Consider the following 18441-nt stretch of genomic DNA (forward strand, 5'->3'; position numbering starts at 1 on the left):
GGCGGCCTGGCCTTGTGCAGCCTGGCGCTGGGCATCGGCGTCGCGGCACGCGGCGCCTGCGCGGAGGCACGGCAGGTGGCCGTGCGCCACGCCAGCCTGTCGACGCTGGCGCCGATCATGCAAAGGGGCAGCGAAGGCCGCGGGCCGCGCGGCCACGGCGCATGCAAGGCCGAGCCGGCCCTCAGCCCGGCCGCTGCGCGAAGCTGAACCCCACGCCGTAGACCGAGCGAATCCAGCCGTGCGAGGGCGAGACGGCTGCGAGCTTGCGCCGCAGGTTCTTGATGTGTCCGTCGACCGCGCGCTCGTTCACGTCGAGCGCCTCGGGGAACGCCGCTTCGAGCAGCCTGGCGCGCGTGAACACACGCCCCGGTTCGCGCGACAGCGCACGCAGCAACAGCAGCTCGCGGCGCGTGAGCGCCAGGGCCCGGCCCTCCAGCCAGGCATGGCCCATCGCGCTGTCGAAGGCCACGGCGGGCGAGGCCATGCCCACGTTCAGGTCGAGCGGGGCACGCCGGCGCAGCACCGTGTGCACGCGCGCCACCACCTCGCGCGGCGAGAAGGGCTTGCAGACATAGTCGTCGGCGCCCAGGTCGAAGCCGCGCAGCCGGTCCGCCTCGTGCGCGCGCGCCGTCAGCACGATGATCGGGTGGTCGCTGCGCGCGCGCACCTGCGCGATCACCTGCAGCCCGTCGATGCGTGGCAGCACCACGTCGAGCAGCGTGAGCGCCGGCGGCGCGTGCAGGATGCGCTCGAGCGCGGCGGCGCCATCGCCCAGCTGCTCCACCTCGTGGCCTGCGCGCTGCAGCGGGCCCAGCAGCAGCGACGCGATCTCGCGTCCGTCTTCCACCAGCAGGATGCGGCTCATGGGCGTGCGGGCCGGTTCAGAAGGACGTGCCGATCTGGAACTGGAAGCGCTGCGTGCGGTCGGCCGCGATGCCGTTGGCCGTGTCCTCCTTCTGGTAGACGATGGGCACCGCATACGCCAGGCGCAGCGGGCCCAGCGGCGAGATCCAGCTGATGCCCAGGCCGGCCGAGGCGCGCAGGCGGTTCTGCGCCTTCCATTGCGCGTCGGTCATGCTGGCCGTGCGTTCGGCGAACACGTTGCCCGCATCGAAGAAGGTGTAAAGCCGCAGCGACTTGTCGTTGCCCGCGCCGGGGAAGGGCGTGGTCAGCTCCATGTTGAAGATCGCCTTGCGCGTGCCGCCCAGCGAGCCGCCGGTGACCGCGTCGGTCGGGCCCAGCGAGTTCTGCTCGAAGCCGCGGATCGAGCCCAACCCGCCCGCATAGAAGTTCTTGAAGATCGGAAAGCTGCTGCCGCCCAGCGCCTTCGCATAGCCGAGCTGGCCGTTGAAGGCCAGCGTGTACTGCCTGGACAGCGGCACGTACTGCTGGTACTGGTAGTTGGTCTTCAGGTAGCGCAACTCGCTGCCCACGCCCAGCTCGAGGTTGGCGCTCTGCAGGCGCCCGCGCGTGGGCACCAGCGCGCTGTCGCGGTCGTCGCGCGACCAGCCCACGGTGGCCGGGATGCCCACCACGTTCCTGCCCGCGCACACCACGCTCGGCGCGGTGCCGGTGCACTGGAAGTAGTCGAGGTAGGCCTGCGGCGTGGCCGTGTAGACATACGAGCCGTTGACCAACGTGTACGAACCGTTGGTGCCCGGCGTGAACGAATAACGTTCGACGCCGATGCCCAGGTACACCGTGTCCAGCTCGTTCACCGGCAGCCCGAAGCGCACTGAGCCGCCGTCGCTCGCGAGCTTGTAGTTGCCGTCGGCCTCGTAGTAGGGCCGCGTGGTGGTGTGGAACAGGTTGAAGGTGCGCGAGATGCCGTCCTTCGTGAAGTACGGGTCGGTGGCCGTGAGCGACACCGAGCGGTTGTACGAGCTGGTGTTGACCTGCAGCCCCAGGTAGTTGCCCGAGCCGAACACGTTCTCCTGCGTGATGCCGAAGCTCAGCGAGATCTTGTCGGTCGACGAGTAGCCCGCGCCCAGCTGCAGTGAGCCCGTGGGCTTCTCGGCCACGGTGACGTTCAGGTCGACCTGGTCGTTGCTGCCCGGCACTTCGGCGGTCTCGACGTTCACGTCGGTGAAGAAGCCCAGCCGGTCGACGCGGTCGCGCGACAGCCTGATCTTCGTGCCGTCGTACCAGGCGCCTTCGTACTGGCGGAACTCGCGCCGGATCACCTCGTCGCGCGTGCGCGCATTGCCGCCGATGTTCAGCCGCCGCACATAGGCGCGCCGCCCGGGCTCGGCGTTCAGCACCATCACCACGCGGCGCCGGGCGCGGTCGATCTCGGGCTCGGCCTTCACGCGCGCGAAGGCATAACCGAAGGTGCCGAAGTGGTCGGCGATGGCCTTGGTGGTGGCCGTCACGTCTTCGCCGTTGTAGGGCGCGCCGGGGCGCACGGTGACGAGCGACTTGAACTCGTCCTCGCGCCCCAGGTAGTTGCCCGCCAGCTTCACGCCGGCCACCGCGAACTTCTCGCCCTCGCTGATGTTCACCGTGAGCTCCAGCGTCTGCCGGTCGGGAGAGATAGCGACCTGCGTCGACTCGATGCGGAACTCGAGGTACCCGCGCGTCAGGTAGAACGCGCGAAGCGTTTCCAGGTCGGCGTCGAACTTGCTGCGCGCGTACTGGTTCGACTTCGTGTACCAGGCCAGCCAGCCGCCGCTGTCCTGGTCGAACAGGTCGAGCAGCGTGCGTTCGTCGAAAGCCTGCTGGCCGACCACGCGCACCCGCGTGATGCGCGCCGGCTCGCCCTCGGTCACGCTGAACGTGAGGTTGACGCGGTTGCGCTCCAGCGGCGTGACGGTGGTGACCACCTGCGCGTTGTAGAGGCTGCGGCCGATGTACTGCCGCTTGAGCTCCTGCTCCGCGCGGTCGGCCAGCGCCTTGTCGTACGTCCGGCCTTCGGCCAGTCCGATGTCGCGCAGCGCCTTCTGCAGCGCCGCCTTGTCGAACTCCTTGGTGCCCGCGAAGTCGACATCGGCCACGGTGGGGCGCTCTTCGACGATGACCACGAGCACCTGGCCGTTCACGTCGATGCGCACGTCCTTGAAGAGCCCCAGGTCGAACAGCGCGCGAATGGCTGCGCTGCCGCGGTCGTCGCTGTACGTGTCGCCGGCCTTCAGGCCGAGGGTCGCGAACACCGTGCCCGCTTCGACGCGCTGCAGGCCTTCGAGGCGGATGTCCTGCACGGGGAACGGGTCGGCGGCCTGTGCCGGGCAGGCCATCATCGCGAGGCACGGCGCGGCAAGGGCCGCGAGGGACTTGGGAGGAATCATCATCACCGCATGGTCTTCACCAATGTCGGAGGAATGTGGGACGCCCTCCCGCGCGCAGGGCCGGTTGGTGAGCAGTCGTTACTGCAACCCCATCGCGTTCACCGCCGGCCACGCCACCGCAGGCCGTTCGATCCGTTCGCGGCAGTTCTGCGCATGCGTCTCCAGCGACAGGTCGCCCTGGATCTCCAGCAGCCGCTGCACCGTGCGATCGACCGCCTGCGCGTCCAGCAGCGGGTACGTGCGCGCCGTGCGCCCGTTGTTGCGCACCAGGCGCGCGATGTACGGCAGGTCCTGCTGCGTGATCACCGCAGCCGGCATCACGCCCTCCAGCTCCACGCCTTCGCACGGCAGCAGCACGAAGTACTGCAACCGCAGGTCGTCCGGCAGCAGGCTGCGCAACTGCGTCGTCTTGCGCCCGCCTTGCCAGGCCGGGTCTTTCACTTCACGTGCCCGCGTGCAGCCCTGCAACCGCAGGAACCAGCGCGGCGGCGCCTCGTCGGACTTCTTGCGGTAGACGAACGCATTGCGCCACGCCTTGATCTCGAACAGGTACACCCCGGTCTCGCACACGACGACCGCATCGATGCGCGCCGTGGGCACCACGCAACCGGAAGGCATCGGGATGATGAGGTTGCGAAGAATGCGCAGATGCGAAAACGCCGGACTGAACGCGGTGGCAAGTTGCTGCACCCCGAGCGACGCGGCGACCGCGCTTTGCGGCAGAACAATGGTCATGTCGAACTCCTTCGGAGCCCCGAGCATTGCCGGCCTTTTAGGAGACTTCTGGTAAACGAGGCAGAGCCTTGCGGTGTTCCCAGGCCGAGCGAAGCAAAGGCCTGTGAGGTTCCCCACCCCTTCTGTATGCGCCGAGGAGCGGAGCGTTTCGCGGATCAGGGCTCGCCCTTGTTTGAGCGAAGCGAGTTTGGGCGAGACCCCGCGAAACGTGAGCACCGCAGGTTGCCCGCAGCGAAGCGGAGGGACGCAGACAGCAGGGTCGCCTTTCTTTGCTTACTTTCTTTGGCGAAGCAAAGAAAGTGAGTCGCCCGCCGGGGCGAGACCCGGCCTCGGGAAACAAAACGATCAGCCTTCGATTTTCCCGAGCCGAGATTCACGAAGCCGGCTCGGCGCCAAGGCCCCGGCAGATTCAAGAATCGGATAAGCAATAGAACAGATATGCGAATTGATCCGCTTCAAATCGCTGATCAAGTCGATGTGCAGCGAACTCGTCTCGATGCTCAAAGTAGTCCGATCCGACAACCGATCCAGATGGGTTGTTGCATAGGCCCGCTCCAGATCGCGAAACCGCGCCTTCTCTTCCAGCAGCTTCTGTGCGTCGCGAACATTGCCGTTCAGGAACACGCTCATGCTCAACCGCAGATTGGCAACCAGCCGCTGATGCAGCTCGACGATCTCCGCCATCCCCGCTTCCGAGAAGTTGCGCTGCGGCTTGATCTTCTTATCTTCGATATCGATGATCACCCGCTCGATGATGTCCCCGATCTGCTCCATGTTGATCGTGAAGCTGATGATGTCCGTCCACCGCCGGCTTTCCTCCTCGCCCAGCGCCTCGCGCGAGATGCGCGTCATGTAGTACTTGATCGCCGAGTACAGCTCGTCCACCGTGTCATCGAGTTGCCGCAGCTCCTGCGCCAGCCGCAGGTCGTTGTTGCGGATCACGTCGAGCGTGCCGATCAGCATCGTCTCCACGATGTCCGCCTGGTGCAGCGCCTCGCGCGCCGCGTTCGAAATGGCGAGCGAAGGCGTCGACAGCGCCGAGGGATCGAGGTGGTGCGGCCGGCTCGTGCCCACAGGCTGCGGCGGCACCGGCAGCATGCGCGTCACCAGCTTGGCGACCCACTGCGTGAGGCCGATGAAGCCGACGCTGATCACGATGTTGAAGGCCAGGTGGAACAGCACCACGCCGTGCGTCTGGTTCGGCAGCTGGGGCTGCACGTAGCGCACCCACAGCCCCACGAACGGCGTGACCAGCGCCACGCCCAGCGCCTTGAACAGCAGGTTGCCCACCGTCACCTGCCGCACCGACACGGCCGAGCGCGCCGTGGTCAGCACTGCCAGCAGGCCGCTGCCCAGATTGGCGCCGAGCACCAGGCCCAGCGCCACGTCGAGCGGCACCACGTTCGAGCTCGCCATGGCCGCCACCAGCAGCACCACCGCCAGGCTCGAGTACGCCACGATGGCGAGCGCGGCGCCGAGCGTGATCTCCAGCAGCACATCGCTGGTGATGGACGCCAGCAGCGCCCGCACGGCCGGCGACGAGAACAGCGGCTCGGTGGCCGCCACCACCAGCTGCAGCGCCAGCAGCATCAGCCCCAGCCCGATCAGCACCCGCCCCACGCGGCCCGCCACGGTGGCCGAGCGCGTGATGAACAACACCACCCCCACGAAGATGAACATCGGCGAGAGCCACGAGAGGTCGGCCGAGAACAGCACCGAGATCAGCGCCGTGCCCACGTCGGCGCCCCGCATCACCGCCAGCGCCGCCGGCAGCGTGACCAGGCCCTGCCCCACGAACGAGGAGGTCATGAGCGAGGTGGCCGTGCTCGACTGCACGAGCGCCGTGACGCCGATGCCCGAGAGCGCGGCCGTGAAGCGGTTGCGCATGCTCTGCACGAGGATCTTGCGCAGGTTGGCGCCGAAGACGCGCAGCACGCCGGTGCGCACGAGGTGCGTGCCCCACACCAGCAGGGCGACGGCCGCAAGCAGATTCAGAAGGTGCTTCATGGAAGGCGGGGTCTGACCTTTCTCTTGTTTTCGTTTTGATTCGTTTCAGCCCCATTTTCCACAAGTAGACGCTTCAGTCGATCAGGGCTCCGTTGTCGTGGAAAGGATAAGGCCCTTCGAAGCTTCCGGAGGCCGCCAGGTGGGTGACGAGCCGGCGCCCGGCCGACGACCAGGCATGCACCCGGAACGAGGGCGGCTCCAGCGTCCAGGCCGAGGCGGCGTCGGGCGCCAGGTCGAGGCAGACCTGGTGGGCCTGCGCCGGCGAGGTCGAGGCGATGGTGCCGCCGAAGCGCACGTCGATGGCGCGGTGCAGGTGGCCGCAGATCACGCGCTCGACGTTCGTGTAGCGGCGCAGCAGGGCCTCGAGCGCGTCGGCGCCTTCGAGCAGGCCGATCTCGTCCATGTGGCCGATCAGCGTCTCGAAGGGCGGGTGGTGCATGGCGACCACCACGGGCTCGTGGCGGCAGGCGTCGAGCTGGGCTTCGAGCCAGGCCAGGCGTTTGTCGCACAGCGTGCCGTGGCTGGCGCCGGGCACGCAGGTGTCGAGCGTGAGCAGCCGCAGGTCACCGACGCGCACCGAATACTGGACGAAGCCGTGCGTGTCGGCGCCCGTGCCCAGGTAGGCGTGGCCCGGGAAGCTGCGGCGCAGCTGGTCGCGGTCGTCGTGGTTGCCGGGCAGCAGGTAGACGGGCATCGTCAGCGGCGCGAGCAGGGCGGCCAGGTGCTCGTACTCGGCGGCGCGGCCGAAGTCGGTCAGGTCGCCGGTGATCACCACCGCGTCGGGCGGCTGGCGCAGCGCGAGCACCGACTGCACGGCGCGCGCGAGGTAGGGCGCCGTGTCGATGCGGCCATAGGCCAGCCGGCCGGGCTCGCGGATGTGCAGGTCGGTCAGCTGGACCAGGAAGGTGTTGGGGGGCGTGGTCGTGGTCATGCGCGGGTTTCCTGCGAGGTCATCAGGCGGTCGGCCGGGATGCGCAGGCCCACCGCGTCGCCCGGTTCGAAGGGGCTGTCGCGCCCCACGTCGGCCACCAGCACGGGCTGGTCCTGCAGGCGCAGGTGCAGCTGCACGCGGTCGCCGAGGAAGGTGCGGCGTTCGACCGTGGCGCGGCCCCAGCCGGGCGCCTCGCCGGGCGGGGGCGCGCCGACCTCGATGTCTTCGGGCCGCACCAGCAGCGTCGCATGCTGCTGCCAGGGTGCGGGGCAGGGCAGCGACGACCCTCCGAGTCGGACAACGCCCTGTGCGATGGCGTCGGCGGCGCGCTCCAGCCGGTTGACCCGGCCCAGGAACTCGGCCACGAAGGGGTGCGCGGGCGCGCGGTACAGGTCTTCGCCGCGCCCGACCTGCACGATGCGCCCGGCGCGCATCACCGCGAGCCTGTCGGCGATGGCCAGCGCCTCCTGCTGGTCGTGGGTGACGTGGATGGCCGTGATGTGCAGGCGGCGCAGCAGCTCGGCGAGTTCGTCGCGCAGCGATTCCTTGAGCTTGGCGTCGAGCGCGGCCAGCGGCTCGTCGAGCAACAGCACGCGCGGGCGCACGGCCACGGCGCGCGCCAGGGCCACGCGCTGGCGCTGGCCGCCCGAGAGTTCGGCGGGGCGCTTGTTCTCCAGGCCGCCCAGGCGCACGAGGTCGACCAGTTCGCCCACGGCGCGTTTCTCTTCCTCGGGTGACACGCCGCGGATGCGCAGGCCGTAGCCGATGTTGGCCGCCACCGTCATCTGCGGAAAGAGGGCGTAGCTCTGGAACACCATGCCCACGCCGCGGTGCTCGACCGGGCGCTGCGTGACGTCCTGGTCGCCGAAGACGATGCGGCTGCCGTCGTCCGGCGCTTCGAGTCCCGCGATGAGCCGCAGCAGCGTGGTCTTGCCGCAGCCCGAGGGGCCGAGCAGCGCGAGCACTTCGCCGGCCTCGACCTTGAGGTTGGTGGGCTGCAGGCCGCGCGTGCCGTCGGCATAGGTCTTCGCGCAGTTCGAGATGTCGACGGGGATGCGTTCAAGTTCCATGGCGTTTCTGCATCAGGTTGGCAAGGTACTGCAGGCCCCACAGCACGGGAAGGATCACTGCGAAAAAGACCAGCGTGTAGGCCGATCCGATCTCGATGCGCATCGAGGCGTAGCTGTCGGCCAGGCCCACGGGCAGCGTGCGCGTGAGCGGTGTGTGCAGCATCCAGGTGAGGTTGAATTCGCCCACCGACAGCGTGAACACCATCAGGCTGCCGGCCACGATGGCGGGGAACACGGCGGGCACGAGGATGCCCATGAAGCGCTGGCGGAAGTTCGCGCCCAGCGAGCGCGCGGCCTCTTCGAGCGCGAGCAGGTCGTCGCGCTGGAAGGCCGAGCTCACGGTGCGCACCATGAAGGGCAGCGTGAAGACGATGTGGCCCACGAGGATGAAGGCGAAGCTCTGGCGGAAGGCCGTGAGCTGGCCGTAGGCGAGGATGAGCGCGAGCGCCGTCGCCAGGCCCGGCACCGCGACGGGCAAGGTCAGCAGCTCCTCGAAGATGCGTGCCGCGCGCGAGCGGCTGCGCGCCAGCGTGTAGGCGCAGGGCACGCCGATCAGCACGGTGCACACGACGCAGGCCACGGCCAGCGCGAGCGACCAGCCGACGGTGCCGCCGTAGTTCTCCCACACCTCGCCGAGCCAGCGCAGCGTGAGGCCGCTCTTCAGGCCCGCGCTGTAGTTGTTGACGAGGCCGGCCATCACCGACAGCAGCATCGGCGCGATCATGAAGAGGCTCACGATCACCGTGATGGCGAGCAGGAAAGGGGCGCGGGGTTGCGAAGGCGTCTTCATCATCGGGCGACCGGGTTGGCGCCGAAGCGGCGCGCCACGAAGAGCACCAGCCAGGTCACGACGCCCAGCGAGATCGACAGCGACGCGGCGAGCGCGAAGTTGGCGTAGTTGGTGAACTCGTTGTAGATGGTGATGGGGATCACCTCGAACTTGCTGGCCAGCGTGAAGGCCGTGCCGAAGGCGCCCATCGAGGTGGCGAACAGGATGGCGCCGCAGGCCAGCGTGGTGGGCGCGAGCTCGGGCATCCACACGTCGCGCGCCACGCGCAGCTTCGAGGCACCGAGCGAACGCGCCGCTTCCTCGAGCTGCGTGTTCATCGACTCGGCCGCCGCGGCGTAGGTGGCGATGGCGCGCGGCAGCGAGAAGTACAGGTACGCCAAAAAGAGGCCGAGCAGGCCGTAGGCGAAGGTGATGCGCTCGCCGACCAGCGCATCGCTCAGGTCGGCCACCACGCCCTGGCGCCCGCCGAGCAGGATCACGAAGAAGCCGATGATCACGCCCGGAAACGACAGCGGCAGCGTGAGCAGCGACAGCAGCATGCGTTTGCCCGGGAAGGCATGGCGCGCGAGGTAGATGCCCACCGCCGCGCCCAGCACCAGCGTGGCCAGCGTCACCGCCACCGACAGCGCGACGGTGTTGACCATGCTTTGCAGGTAGCGCGCATCGGTCAGCACGGCGAAGTAGGTGGCGGCGCCCTTGTCGGCCGGCAGCGCGAGCAGGCGCACCACCGGCAGCAGCCAGAAGGCCGCGAAGAAGACGGCCGCCGGCGCGACGCAGGCCAGCAATCGCCAGCGCGGGTTCCAGGCGTTGGAGGAGGTGGTGGTGCTGCGTGTCATCGCGCGCGGCGCCGGGTCAGCGCACTTCCTTCAGGTACTGGTCGGAGAAGCCACGCTGCGCGTCGGCCATGCGGGCGTAGTCGACGGTCTTGGCACGTGCGTAGTCGCTGGCGGGCAGGAACTGCGCCTCGATCTCCTTGGGCATGGCGCTCGCGCGCACCGGGCGCAGGTAGGCCTTGGCCCAGATCGCCTGGCCTTCGTCGGACAGCGTGAAGTCGAGCACCTTCTTGGCGTCGGCCGCGTGCGGCGCCTTGGCGACCAGGCTCATCACGTAGGGCACGGCCAGCGTGCCTTCGCTCGGGATGACGAAGGCGACGTTGGCCTTGTCCTTGTACTTGGCGCGGTAGGCGTTGAAGTCGTAGTCGAGCAGGATCGCGATCTCGCCCGACAGCACGCGCGCGTACGAGGTCTGCTTGGGCACGATGGGCTCGTTCTTCTGCAGTGCCTTGAAGTAGTCGATGGCCGGCTTGAAGTTGTCGAGCGTGCCGCCGCGCGCCTGGTTCACGGCCACGGCGCCCACGTAGCCCACGAAGGCCGAGGCGGGGTCGAGGTAGCCGATGAGGCCCTTGTACTCGGGCTTGAGCAGGTCGGCCCACGACTTGGGCACCGGCTTGCCCTTGAGCGCGTCGACGTTGACCATGAAGCCGAGCGTGCCCGAGTGGATGGTGAACCAGTTGCCTGCGGGGTCCTTCAGGCCGTCGGGAATGTCTTTCCAGGCGGCCGGCTTGTAGGGCTCGACCACGCCGTCTTTCGCGGCTTGCACCGCGAAGGTCACGCCGAGGTAGGTGACGTCGGCCACGGGGCTGGCCTTTTCGGCGACCAGCTGCGCGAGCGACTGGCCCGAGTTCTTGTTGTCGGCCGGCACGGTGATGCCGGTCTTGGCCTTGATGGCCTTGAGCTGGGTGCCCCAGTCGGCCCATTCGGTCGGGCAGTTGTAGCAGATGGCGGTCTGGGCCATGGCGCCGCCGGCGGCGACGAGGGCGGCGGCCAGCACGCCGAGGCGGGCGAGGCGGTGAAAGCGCAGGGACATGGAAAAACTCCTGGGAGGGGTGGTGAGGTCAGGACAGTGCGGCGTCGTTGTCTTCGCGCGCATTCGCGCACGACTCGCCGTCTCGGAAGGCATGGGGCAGCAGCAGGCTCGCGTCGGCCTGCAGCGCGCGGCCGCCGGCGATCGCCTGCGCCAGCAGCTCGACGCTGTGACGGCCGATGTCGCTGTTGGGCTGCGCGACGGTGGTGAGCGCGGGCGTGAGGTCTTCGCCCAGCGCGATGCCGTCGAAGCCGACCACGCTGAGGTTGTCGGGCACCGCCAGGCCGCTCAAGTGCGCGGCGCGGATGCTGCGGATGGCGAGCAGGTCGTTCGAGCACATCAGCGCCGTGGGGCGGCTGCGCGGGCGCAGCTCGGCGCACAGCGCATCGACGGCGGTCTCGACGAAGGGCACTTCGACCAGCGGTGGCGCGGCAAGGCCTGCTTCGGCCATGCCGCGCTGGTAGCCGCGGTAGCGCTGCTGCGCGCGGTCCGACGCGGCCAGCGTGCCGCTGACCATCGCGATCCGTCGGTGGCCCAGCAGCACGAGCCGCGTGACCGCATCGGCCACCGCACCTTCGCTGTCGACCGACACGCAGGGATGGTCGGCGTGCCGGTTGTAGGCCAGCACGTAGGGCACGCCGGCGGCCTGCAGGCGCTGCAGCGCGGCCGAGGTGGACGGGTTCGACACCACGAGGATCAGCCCGTCGACGTTGCCCGCCAGCAGCAGCTGGACGGCGCGCTCTTCCTCGTCGAGCCGGTAGCCGGTGGTGACCGGCAGGATCGCGTAGCCGCCCGCGACGGCCGCGCGCGCGATGCCCTGCAGGCATTCGGCAAAGGTCGGGTTCAGCAGCGTGGGCAGCACCACGCCGAGCGTGCGGCTGCGCTGGGTGCGCAAGGTGCGGGCGCTGGCGTTGGGCAGGTAGTTGAGCTCGCGCGCCACGCGCTCCACCAGTTCGCGCGTGGCCGGCGTCACCTTGTCGGGGAAATTGAAGGCGCGCGAGACCGTGGCCACGGAGACCCCGGCTTGGGCGGCTACTGCTTGGATGCTCATCGTGCGGGGTCCGTGGTGGGGTTCATGTAATCGATTACATTGGACCGGCGCAGTATGACTTCGCGATGACAGGACAGGGAAGTGGGGAGAACCCCGGGGCCGCTGGCGCAGCGTGCGGCCCAAAGAAAAAGGGGCCCGTGGGCCCCTTTGGTCTAGAACTGGCTTACTTGCCGCGTCGGACTCGCCGGATCTCGTCGACGATCAGGCAGATCGCCCCGAGCGTGATGGCGCTGTCCGCCGCGTTGAACGCAGGGAAGTACCAGTTGCCCCAGTGGAAGCTCAGGAAGTCGACGACGTAGCCGTGCATCATGCGGTCGACCACGTTGCCGATCGCGCCGCCCAGGATGCAGGCCATCGCGAACGAGAAGAGCTTCTGGCCCGCGTGCGACCTCAGCATCCAGACGATGAAGATCGCCGCCGCCACGCCGATCGCCGTGAAGAACCAGCGCTGCCAGCCTGAGTGGTCGGCCAGGAACGAGAAGGCGGCGCCCGTGTTGTGCGCGCGCACGACGTTGAAGAAGCTCGTCACGTAGGTCGCGTCGCCGAGCTTGTAGTAGCCCAGGATCAGCGTCTTGGTGAACTGGTCGATGATCACGATGATCGTCGCCAGCCCGAGCCAGGGCCAGATGCTGGCGCCGCGCGAACGCGAGGCCGACGAGGCGGAGCGTGCGGTCGCCATCAGGCCACGCTGCGCGATTCGCCCGCGCCGAACAGGTTGCTCGTGCAGCGGCCGCAGATGGTCGGGTGCGCCGGGTCGTGGCCCACGTCCTCGCGGTAGTGCCAGCAGCGTTCGCACTTCTGTGCAGTGCTGGGCGTGACCACGGTCGACAGCGTGTCGCCCGCTGCCAGCGCCACGGCCGAGGCGATGAACACGAACTTCAGGTCGTCGCCCAGCGAGCCCAGCAGCGCGAGGTCGTCGGCCGGCGCGTTCAGCTGCAGGTTGGCCTGCAGCGACGAGCCGACCTTGCCTTCGGCGCGCACCGCCTCGATGTCCTTGTTGACGCCGTCGCGGATCTCGCGGATGCGGCCCCACTTGGCGAGCAGTGCTTCGTCGGGTGCGGCGAACTGGCTGTAGGTCTGCGTGAAGATCGACTCGCCCGACTTGCCGGTGCCCACGATCTTCCAGGCCTCTTCGGCCGTGAAGCTCAGGAACGGCGCCATCCAGCGCAGCATGGCTTGCGAGATGTGCCACAGGGCGGTCTGCGCACTGCGGCGCGCGAGCGAGCCCGGCGCCGTCGTGTAGAGGCGGTCCTTCAGGATGTCGAGGTAGAAGCCGCCCAGGTCTTCCGAGCAGTAGATCTGCAGCTTGGCCACCACCGGATGGAACTCGTACACCTGGTAGTGCGCGAGGATCTCGGCCTGGAACTGCGCCGCGCGCGACATGGCGTAGCGGTCGATCTCGAACAGCTGGTCGAGCGGCACGGCATCCTTGGCGATGTCGAAATCACTCGTGTTGGCCAACAGGAAGCGCAGCGTGTTGCGGATGCGGCGGTAGGCGTCGACGACGCGCGCGAGGATCTTGTCGTCGCCCGCGATGTCGCCCGAGTAGTCGCTCGCGGCCACCCACAGGCGGATGATTTCCGAGCCCAGCTTGTTGCTGATTTCCTGCGGGTCGATGCCGTTCTTGAGCGACTTGCTCATCTTGATGCCCTTGGCATCCACCGTGAAGCCGTGCGTGAGCAGGCCCTTGTACGGTGCGCGGTCTTCCAGCATGCAGGCGATCAGCAGCGACGAGTGGAACCACCCGCGGTGCTGGTCGTGGCCTTCGAGGTACAGGTCGGCTTCGGGGCCGGTCTCGTGGTGCACGTTGGGGTGCGTGCCGCGCAGCACGTGCGAGAAGGTCGAGCCCGAATCGAACCACACCTCGAGGATGTCGGTGCTCTTGGTGTAGCTCGGTGCGTCTGCGGCGCCCAGGATGTCTTCGACCGTGACACGGCTCCAGGCCTCGATGCCGCCCTTCTCGACGATGTCGGCGGCCTGGTCGAGGATCTCCATGGTGCGCGGGTGCAGCTCGCCCGAATCCTTGTGCAGGAAGAACGGGATCGGTACGCCCCAGCTGCGCTGGCGGCTGATGCACCAGTCGGGCCGCCCGGCGATCATGTCGTGCAGGCGGGCCTTGCCGTTCTCGGGGTAGAAGCTGGTCTGCTCGATGGCGTCGAGCGCGGTCTGGCGCAGCGTCTTGGGCGCCTTGTCCTTCGTGAACACGCCTTCGCCTTCGTCCATGCGCACGAACCACTGCGCGGCCGCGCGGTAGATCACCGGCGTCTTGTGGCGCCAGCAGTGCGGGTAGCTGTGGGTGATGGTCTCGGTGGTCAGCAGGCGGTTGGCGTCGCGCAGCGCGGCGATGATGACCGGCACGGCCTTCCAGATGTTCTGGCCGCCGAACAGCGGGAAGTCGGGTGCGTAGCTGCCGTTGCCCTGCACCGGGTTCAGGATGTCGTCGTACGCCACGCCGTGGGCGATGCAGGAGTTGAAGTCGTCCACGCCGTAGGCAGGCGAGGAGTGCACGAGGCCGGTGCCGTCGGTGGCGGTGGCGTAGTCGGCCAGGTAGATGGGCGACAGGCGCCGGTAGCCGGCATCCACGTCGTACAGCGGGTGCTCGAACTCGAGCCCGCCGAGCACCTCGCCCTTGACCGTGGCCAGCACCTTGCCGTCGAGCGCATAGCGCGTCATGCACATCTCGACCAGCGAGTTGGCCAGGATCAGCAGGCCGCGCTCGGTGTCGACCAGCGAGTACTCGAGCTCGGGGTTGAGGTTGATCGCCTGGTTGGCGGGGATCGTCCACGCGGTGGTGGTCCAGATCACGGCGAAGATGTCGCCCAGGATCGTGTGGTCGGTGCCGAAGGCCTTGAGCACCTTCTCGCGCTCGTGCGCCTTGAAGGCCACGTCGATGGTCTGGCTCTTCTTGTCGGCGTATTCGATCTCGAACTCGGCCAGCGAGGAGCCGCAGTCGAAGCACCAGTACACGGGCTTGAGGCCCCGGTACACGAAGCCGCGCTCGATCACGCGCTTGAACGCGCGCAGCTCGCCGGCTTCATTGGCGAAGTCCATCGTCTTGTACGGATGGTCCCATTCGCCCAGCACGCCCAGGCGCTGGAAGTCGACCATCTGCTGGGCGATCTGCTCCGTGGCATAGGCGCGGCTCTTGGCCTGCATCTCGTCGCGGCTCAGGTTGCGGCCGAACTGCTTTTCGATGGCGTTCTCGATCGGCAGGCCGTGGCAGTCCCAGCCGGGCACGTACAGCGCGTCGAAGCCTTCGAGCTGGCGCGCCTTGGTGATCATGTCCTTGAGGATCTTGTTCACCGCGTGGCCCATGTGGATCTGGCCGTTGGCGTACGGCGGGCCGTCGTGCAGGATGAACTTGGGCGCGCCGTGGCGGGCGTCGCGCAGGCGGTGGTAGCGGCCTTCGTCGTTCCATTCCTTGACCCAGCCCGGCTCGCGCTTGGGCAGGTCGCCGCGCATCGGGAAGGGGGTGTCGGGCAGGTTCAGCGTGGAACGGTAATCTTTGGGGGAAGCAGCGTCAGACATGTTGGGGTGCGGCGAAACAGAGGGGCTTCGACAGGCTCAGCCCGAACTGCATTGAGCGGTCGGTGCGGAAGATATAGCCGTTCGCCCTGAGCTTGTCGAAGGGCGGCAGCACGGGGCGTGCAGGGCTAAATTCGGTCGCGCGTGGTCTGGCGATGGGTCTCGGCGTGGGTCGATGCGAAGAACGCGCGTGCGTCGCGGCCATCCTTCGCGATGCCCGCGGTGAGGGCTTCGAGGCTGGTGTAGCGCAATTCGTCGTGCAGTTTGTGCAGGAGTTCCACGCGCACGATTTTACCGTAGGCCCCTTCGGCCCCCAGATGCGAGGGCCACTCCAGGCAATGCGTCTCCAGCAGCACGCGCCCGGCGTTGACGTCGTTGGCGTCCAGCGAGGGCCGCACGCCGAGGTTCGCGACACCCGGCAGCGGCTGGTCGGCCAGGCCGTGCACCAACACCGCGAAGATGCCGCTGGCGGCTGGTTTCCAGTGCTTGAAGCGCAGGTTGAGGGTGCGAAAACCGTCGTCCTTGCCCGGCGACGAGGCGCCCAGCGCCCGGCCCAGCTTGCGGCCGTGGACCACGTGGCCCGAGATCGTGTACGGGCGCCCCAGCAGGGTGTGGGCGTCGGCCATGCGGCCTTCGGCCAGCGCCTCGCGCACGGCCGAGCTGGACACGCGCAGGCCGTGCACCTCGTAGCTGTTCATGCGCGCGACGTCGAAACCGTGGGCTTCACCGGCAGCATCGAGCATGGCGTAGTCGCCGGCGCGCTTGGCGCCGAAGCGGAAGTCGTCGCCCACCAGCACGTAGCGCGCACCCAGGCCGTCGATCAGCACGTTCTGGATGAACGCCTCGGGCGACTGGGACGCCAGCCGGCCATCGAAGGGCAGCACGATGGTCTGGTCGACGCCGCAGGCCGCCAGCTCGGTCAGCTTGTCGCGCAGCGTGCCGATGCGGGCCGGGGCCAGGTCGGGTTTCTTGGTGACGGCCGCGAAGTAGTCGCGCGGGTGCGGCTCGAAGGTCAGCACGCAGCTGGGCAGCCCGCGATGGCGGGCCTCGGTCTGCAACAGCGCCAGCATGGCCTGGTGGCCGCGGTGGACGCCGTCGAAATTGCCGATCGTGAGGGCGCAGGCCGGAGCTACGCCCGGGTGTCGGAAGCCGCGGAAAACCTGCATGGGAGAGTATCTTTTTGATAGCGCCTGATGCCCGTCGTATGGGCAAATCAGGCCGATTTGTCACAAAGCCGGTATATTGTGACGCAGTGGGTGGGTTGGCGTGAGTCGCCAACGCATTCCGAGTCTCTGGTCTCTGCGTGTTTTTCTCGTTTCGAGGAGGCGTGTGTGAAGGTCTTGAAGCTGTCGGCCCAAGGGCTGCCCCAGTCATGGATATCGCTGGAACAGGCGGTGATCCACTACGCGGCGGACGAAGTCCGCTGGGAAGTGGGCGCGCAGGTGGCCGTGTTCCGTGGCGGCCACAACGCGATCACGGGCGAGCAGTCGCAGATCGCGATCAACAGCATCATCGGCACCAAGGGCGTGCCGCGCATCAACCCCTTCGCGCAGCGCCCGGGCCTGACCAACAGCAAGCTGTTCTCGCGCGATCGCAACATTTGCGCTTACTGCGGCGGCCATTTCCACGAAGACGAACTCACGCGCGAGCACATCATTCCGTTCGCGCAGCGCGGCATCGACACGTGGATGAACGTGGTCACGGCCTGCAAGCCCTGCAACCACCGCAAGAGCAGCCGCACGCCCGAGCAGGCGAACATGCCGCTGCTGTATGCGCCCTATGTGCCCAGCCTGTGGGAGGACTTCATCCTGCGCAACCGCCGCATCCTGGCGGACCAGATGGAGTTTTTGATGGCGCACCTGCCGCAGTCGTCCCGGTTGCACGACATCTGACACCGGACGCGCAAGAAAAAAGGAGGCCTCGGCCTCCTTTGTCATTTCAGCCTTTCCAGGCCGGTGGCCGCTTCTCGATGAAGGCCTGCACGCCTTCCAGCGCACTCTCGTCCATCATGTTGCAGGCCATGGTCTGGCTGGCGTCGGCCAGCGCGGCCTCGATGCCGGTCTCGAGCTGGCGATAGAACAGCGCCTTGCCCAGCGCGAGCGCCGTGCGGGGCTTGGCGACGATGCTGGCGACCAGTGTCTCGACGGTGGCATCGAGCCCTTCGGGCGGCGCGATCCGGTTGACCAGGCCTTTCTCGCGCGCTTCCTCGGCGCTGATGAATTCACCCGTCACCAGCATCTCGAAGGCTTCCTTGCGACCCAGATTGCGCGACAGCGTGACGCCAGGCGTGGCGCAAAAGAGGCCGACGTTGACGCCGCTGACCGCAAAGCGCGCGTCGCTGGCGGCCACCGCGAGGTCGCACACCGCCACCAGCTGGCAGCCTGCCGCGGTCGCGATGCCGTGGACGCGCGCGATCACCGGCACGGGCAGCCGCTGGATCGACAGCATCATCGCGCCGCACCGGTCGAACAGCTGCTGGTAGTAGCCGAGCGAGGGTTCGGCGCGCATCTCCTTCAGGTCGTGGCCCGCGCAGAAGGCCTTGCCCGCCGCGGCGATGACGACGGCGCGCACCGTGTCATCGGCGGCGATGGTGCCGAGCGCCTGCTCGAGCGCGCCGAGCATGCCTTCGGACAACGCGTTGAAGGCGGCGGGGCGGTTCAGCGTGAGCGTGACCACGCCGCGCGCGTCGCGCGCCGTCAGGACGAAGGGGGCCGTGTCGTTCATGGCCGTTCAGTACGTCAGCTCGAGCACCGTCGCGTGCCCTTGCGCGGCGGGCCAGCTCTGGCCGGTGAGGCGCTCGCCGTTGAACTCGGCGCTGACCGTGCGCTGCGGCGCGCCGGCCGCGATGCGCAGCCGCGAACTCGACTGCCCCGCGCCCTGGGCCGGCACGCCGGGCGGCGGGCTCTGGCCGTCGAAGTTCATCGTGTCGCGCTGCGCATCGAAGTAGCCGCGCGGACGCGTGAAGACGACCACCGCCCCCGCGCCGCTCTCGGCCGGTGCCAGGCGCTCGGTCCGCAGGTTGACGACGCCGCTGCTGCGCACGAACGGGCTGCGGTAGATGTGCGTGGTGCCCTGGCCGGGCACGTCGAGCACGAACTCGTAGCGCGCGGCGGGCTGCGCGCTGAACGGGCCCCAGCGACCGTCGGCGCCGACCGTCTGCTGGTGCGCCGCCTCGCCGCGCCGCG

Annotated in this window: 16 protein-coding genes and 1 pseudogene; 2 read left to right on the top strand and 15 right to left on the bottom strand. The window is 68.4% G+C overall.

The genetic code is table 11. The features are described 5' to 3' along the window. The coding region (locus VBO01S_RS32815; protein WP_370681849.1) for a hypothetical protein at nucleotides 1-207 on the top strand (207 nt) is incomplete at its 5' end. On the opposite strand, the gene VBO01S_RS26185 is transcribed toward VBO01S_RS32815, so the two are convergent. The 13 genes from VBO01S_RS26185 to VBO01S_RS26245 all read right to left on the bottom strand — a co-directional run bounded on the left by VBO01S_RS26185 (nucleotide 182) and on the right by VBO01S_RS26245 (nucleotide 16422). Further along, nucleotides 182-865: a response regulator gene (locus VBO01S_RS26185; RefSeq protein WP_062480896.1), complete on the bottom strand. Its 684-nt coding sequence runs from the start codon at nucleotides 863-865 to the stop codon at nucleotides 182-184. The genes VBO01S_RS32815 and VBO01S_RS26185 overlap by 26 nt on opposite strands. Nucleotides 866-881: 16 nt before the next feature. Then, complete coding sequence (bamA, locus tag VBO01S_RS26190) at nucleotides 882-3287, bottom strand: outer membrane protein assembly factor BamA (RefSeq protein WP_370681851.1); 2406 nt, start codon at nucleotides 3285-3287, stop codon at nucleotides 882-884. Nucleotides 3288-3362: 75 nt separating this feature from the next. Beyond that, a complete protein-coding gene (locus tag VBO01S_RS26195) occupies nucleotides 3363-4019 on the bottom strand; it encodes a nuclease-related domain-containing protein (protein WP_062480899.1) in 657 nt (218 codons plus the stop codon). Nucleotides 4020-4364: 345 nt separating this feature from the next. After that, nucleotides 4365-6026 (bottom strand): Na/Pi cotransporter family protein, encoded by a 1662-nt coding sequence (locus VBO01S_RS26200; RefSeq protein ID WP_062480901.1) that lies wholly within the window; start codon nucleotides 6024-6026, stop codon nucleotides 4365-4367. A 73-nt stretch (nucleotides 6027-6099) separates the two neighbouring features. Then, nucleotides 6100-6957 (bottom strand): phosphodiesterase, encoded by an 858-nt coding sequence (locus VBO01S_RS26205; RefSeq protein WP_062480902.1) that lies wholly within the window; start codon nucleotides 6955-6957, stop codon nucleotides 6100-6102. Then, nucleotides 6954-8027, bottom strand: coding sequence for an ABC transporter ATP-binding protein (locus tag VBO01S_RS26210; protein WP_062480904.1), 1074 nt, complete (start codon nucleotides 8025-8027; stop codon nucleotides 6954-6956). The genes VBO01S_RS26205 and VBO01S_RS26210 overlap by 4 nt, the downstream gene beginning before the upstream one ends. Further along, nucleotides 8017-8817 (bottom strand): ABC transporter permease, encoded by an 801-nt coding sequence (locus tag VBO01S_RS26215; RefSeq protein ID WP_062480906.1) that lies wholly within the window; start codon nucleotides 8815-8817, stop codon nucleotides 8017-8019. Before VBO01S_RS26215 ends, VBO01S_RS26210 begins: the two co-directional genes overlap by 11 nt. After that, the gene (locus VBO01S_RS26220; RefSeq protein ID WP_062480908.1) at nucleotides 8817-9653 is read right to left on the bottom strand and encodes an ABC transporter permease; all 837 of its coding nucleotides are present in this window, start codon (nucleotides 9651-9653) and stop codon (nucleotides 8817-8819) included. Before VBO01S_RS26220 ends, VBO01S_RS26215 begins: the two co-directional genes overlap by 1 nt. 16 nt (nucleotides 9654-9669) lie before the next feature. Next, complete coding sequence (locus VBO01S_RS26225) at nucleotides 9670-10683, bottom strand: ABC transporter substrate-binding protein (RefSeq protein ID WP_062480910.1); 1014 nt, start codon at nucleotides 10681-10683, stop codon at nucleotides 9670-9672. A 28-nt stretch (nucleotides 10684-10711) separates the two neighbouring features. After that, on the bottom strand, nucleotides 10712-11731 hold the full coding sequence (locus VBO01S_RS26230) for a LacI family DNA-binding transcriptional regulator (protein WP_062480912.1): 1020 nt from the start codon (nucleotides 11729-11731) through the stop codon (nucleotides 10712-10714). Between the two features lie 163 nt (nucleotides 11732-11894). After that, the gene (lspA, locus tag VBO01S_RS26235) at nucleotides 11895-12410 is read right to left on the bottom strand and encodes a signal peptidase II (RefSeq protein WP_062480914.1); all 516 of its coding nucleotides are present in this window, start codon (nucleotides 12408-12410) and stop codon (nucleotides 11895-11897) included. Further along, nucleotides 12410-15259 (bottom strand): isoleucine--tRNA ligase, encoded by a 2850-nt coding sequence (gene ileS / locus VBO01S_RS26240; protein WP_062480916.1) that lies wholly within the window; start codon nucleotides 15257-15259, stop codon nucleotides 12410-12412. Before ileS ends, lspA begins: the two co-directional genes overlap by 1 nt. A gap of 125 nt (nucleotides 15260-15384) precedes the next feature. Beyond that, complete coding sequence (locus VBO01S_RS26245; RefSeq protein WP_062480918.1) at nucleotides 15385-16422, bottom strand: bifunctional riboflavin kinase/FAD synthetase; 1038 nt, start codon at nucleotides 16420-16422, stop codon at nucleotides 15385-15387. A gap of 165 nt (nucleotides 16423-16587) precedes the next feature. On the opposite strand from VBO01S_RS26245, the gene VBO01S_RS26250 reads away from it, so the two are divergent. Beyond that, entirely contained in the window at nucleotides 16588-17148 is a 561-nt protein-coding gene (locus VBO01S_RS26250) for an HNH endonuclease (RefSeq protein WP_062480919.1), read from the top strand. Between the two features lie 46 nt (nucleotides 17149-17194). On the opposite strand, the gene VBO01S_RS26255 is transcribed toward VBO01S_RS26250, so the two are convergent. After that, entirely contained in the window at nucleotides 17195-17980 is a 786-nt protein-coding gene (locus VBO01S_RS26255) for an enoyl-CoA hydratase (protein ID WP_062480921.1), read from the bottom strand. 6 nt (nucleotides 17981-17986) lie between these two features. Beyond that, nucleotides 17987-18441: pseudogene (locus VBO01S_RS26260) on the bottom strand (twin-arginine translocation pathway signal); the annotation flags it as partial.

Source organism: Variovorax boronicumulans NBRC 103145 (genome assembly GCF_001591345.1).
GTDB lineage: Bacteria > Pseudomonadota > Gammaproteobacteria > Burkholderiales > Burkholderiaceae_C > Variovorax > Variovorax boronicumulans.

What these genes read in the sequence shown, in the direction of transcription:
- VBO01S_RS26185 (WP_062480896.1), bottom strand. Translation starts at nt 865, where the DNA reads ATGAGCCGCATCCTGCTGGTGGAAGACGGACGCGAGATCGCGTCGCTG.
- bamA (WP_370681851.1), bottom strand. Translation starts at nt 3,287, where the DNA reads ATGATGATTCCTCCCAAGTCCCTCGCGGCCCTTGCCGCGCCGTGCCTC.
- VBO01S_RS26195 (WP_062480899.1), bottom strand. Translation starts at nt 4,019, where the DNA reads ATGACCATTGTTCTGCCGCAAAGCGCGGTCGCCGCGTCGCTCGGGGTG.
- VBO01S_RS26200 (WP_062480901.1), bottom strand. Translation starts at nt 6,026, where the DNA reads ATGAAGCACCTTCTGAATCTGCTTGCGGCCGTCGCCCTGCTGGTGTGG.
- VBO01S_RS26205 (WP_062480902.1), bottom strand. Translation starts at nt 6,957, where the DNA reads ATGACCACGACCACGCCCCCCAACACCTTCCTGGTCCAGCTGACCGAC.
- VBO01S_RS26210 (WP_062480904.1), bottom strand. Translation starts at nt 8,027, where the DNA reads ATGGAACTTGAACGCATCCCCGTCGACATCTCGAACTGCGCGAAGACC.
- VBO01S_RS26215 (WP_062480906.1), bottom strand. Translation starts at nt 8,817, where the DNA reads ATGAAGACGCCTTCGCAACCCCGCGCCCCTTTCCTGCTCGCCATCACG.
- VBO01S_RS26220 (WP_062480908.1), bottom strand. Translation starts at nt 9,653, where the DNA reads ATGACACGCAGCACCACCACCTCCTCCAACGCCTGGAACCCGCGCTGG.
- VBO01S_RS26225 (WP_062480910.1), bottom strand. Translation starts at nt 10,683, where the DNA reads ATGTCCCTGCGCTTTCACCGCCTCGCCCGCCTCGGCGTGCTGGCCGCC.
- VBO01S_RS26230 (WP_062480912.1), bottom strand. Translation starts at nt 11,731, where the DNA reads ATGAGCATCCAAGCAGTAGCCGCCCAAGCCGGGGTCTCCGTGGCCACG.
- lspA (WP_062480914.1), bottom strand. Translation starts at nt 12,410, where the DNA reads ATGGCGACCGCACGCTCCGCCTCGTCGGCCTCGCGTTCGCGCGGCGCC.
- ileS (WP_062480916.1), bottom strand. Translation starts at nt 15,259, where the DNA reads ATGTCTGACGCTGCTTCCCCCAAAGATTACCGTTCCACGCTGAACCTG.
- VBO01S_RS26245 (WP_062480918.1), bottom strand. Translation starts at nt 16,422, where the DNA reads ATGCAGGTTTTCCGCGGCTTCCGACACCCGGGCGTAGCTCCGGCCTGC.
- VBO01S_RS26255 (WP_062480921.1), bottom strand. Translation starts at nt 17,980, where the DNA reads ATGAACGACACGGCCCCCTTCGTCCTGACGGCGCGCGACGCGCGCGGC.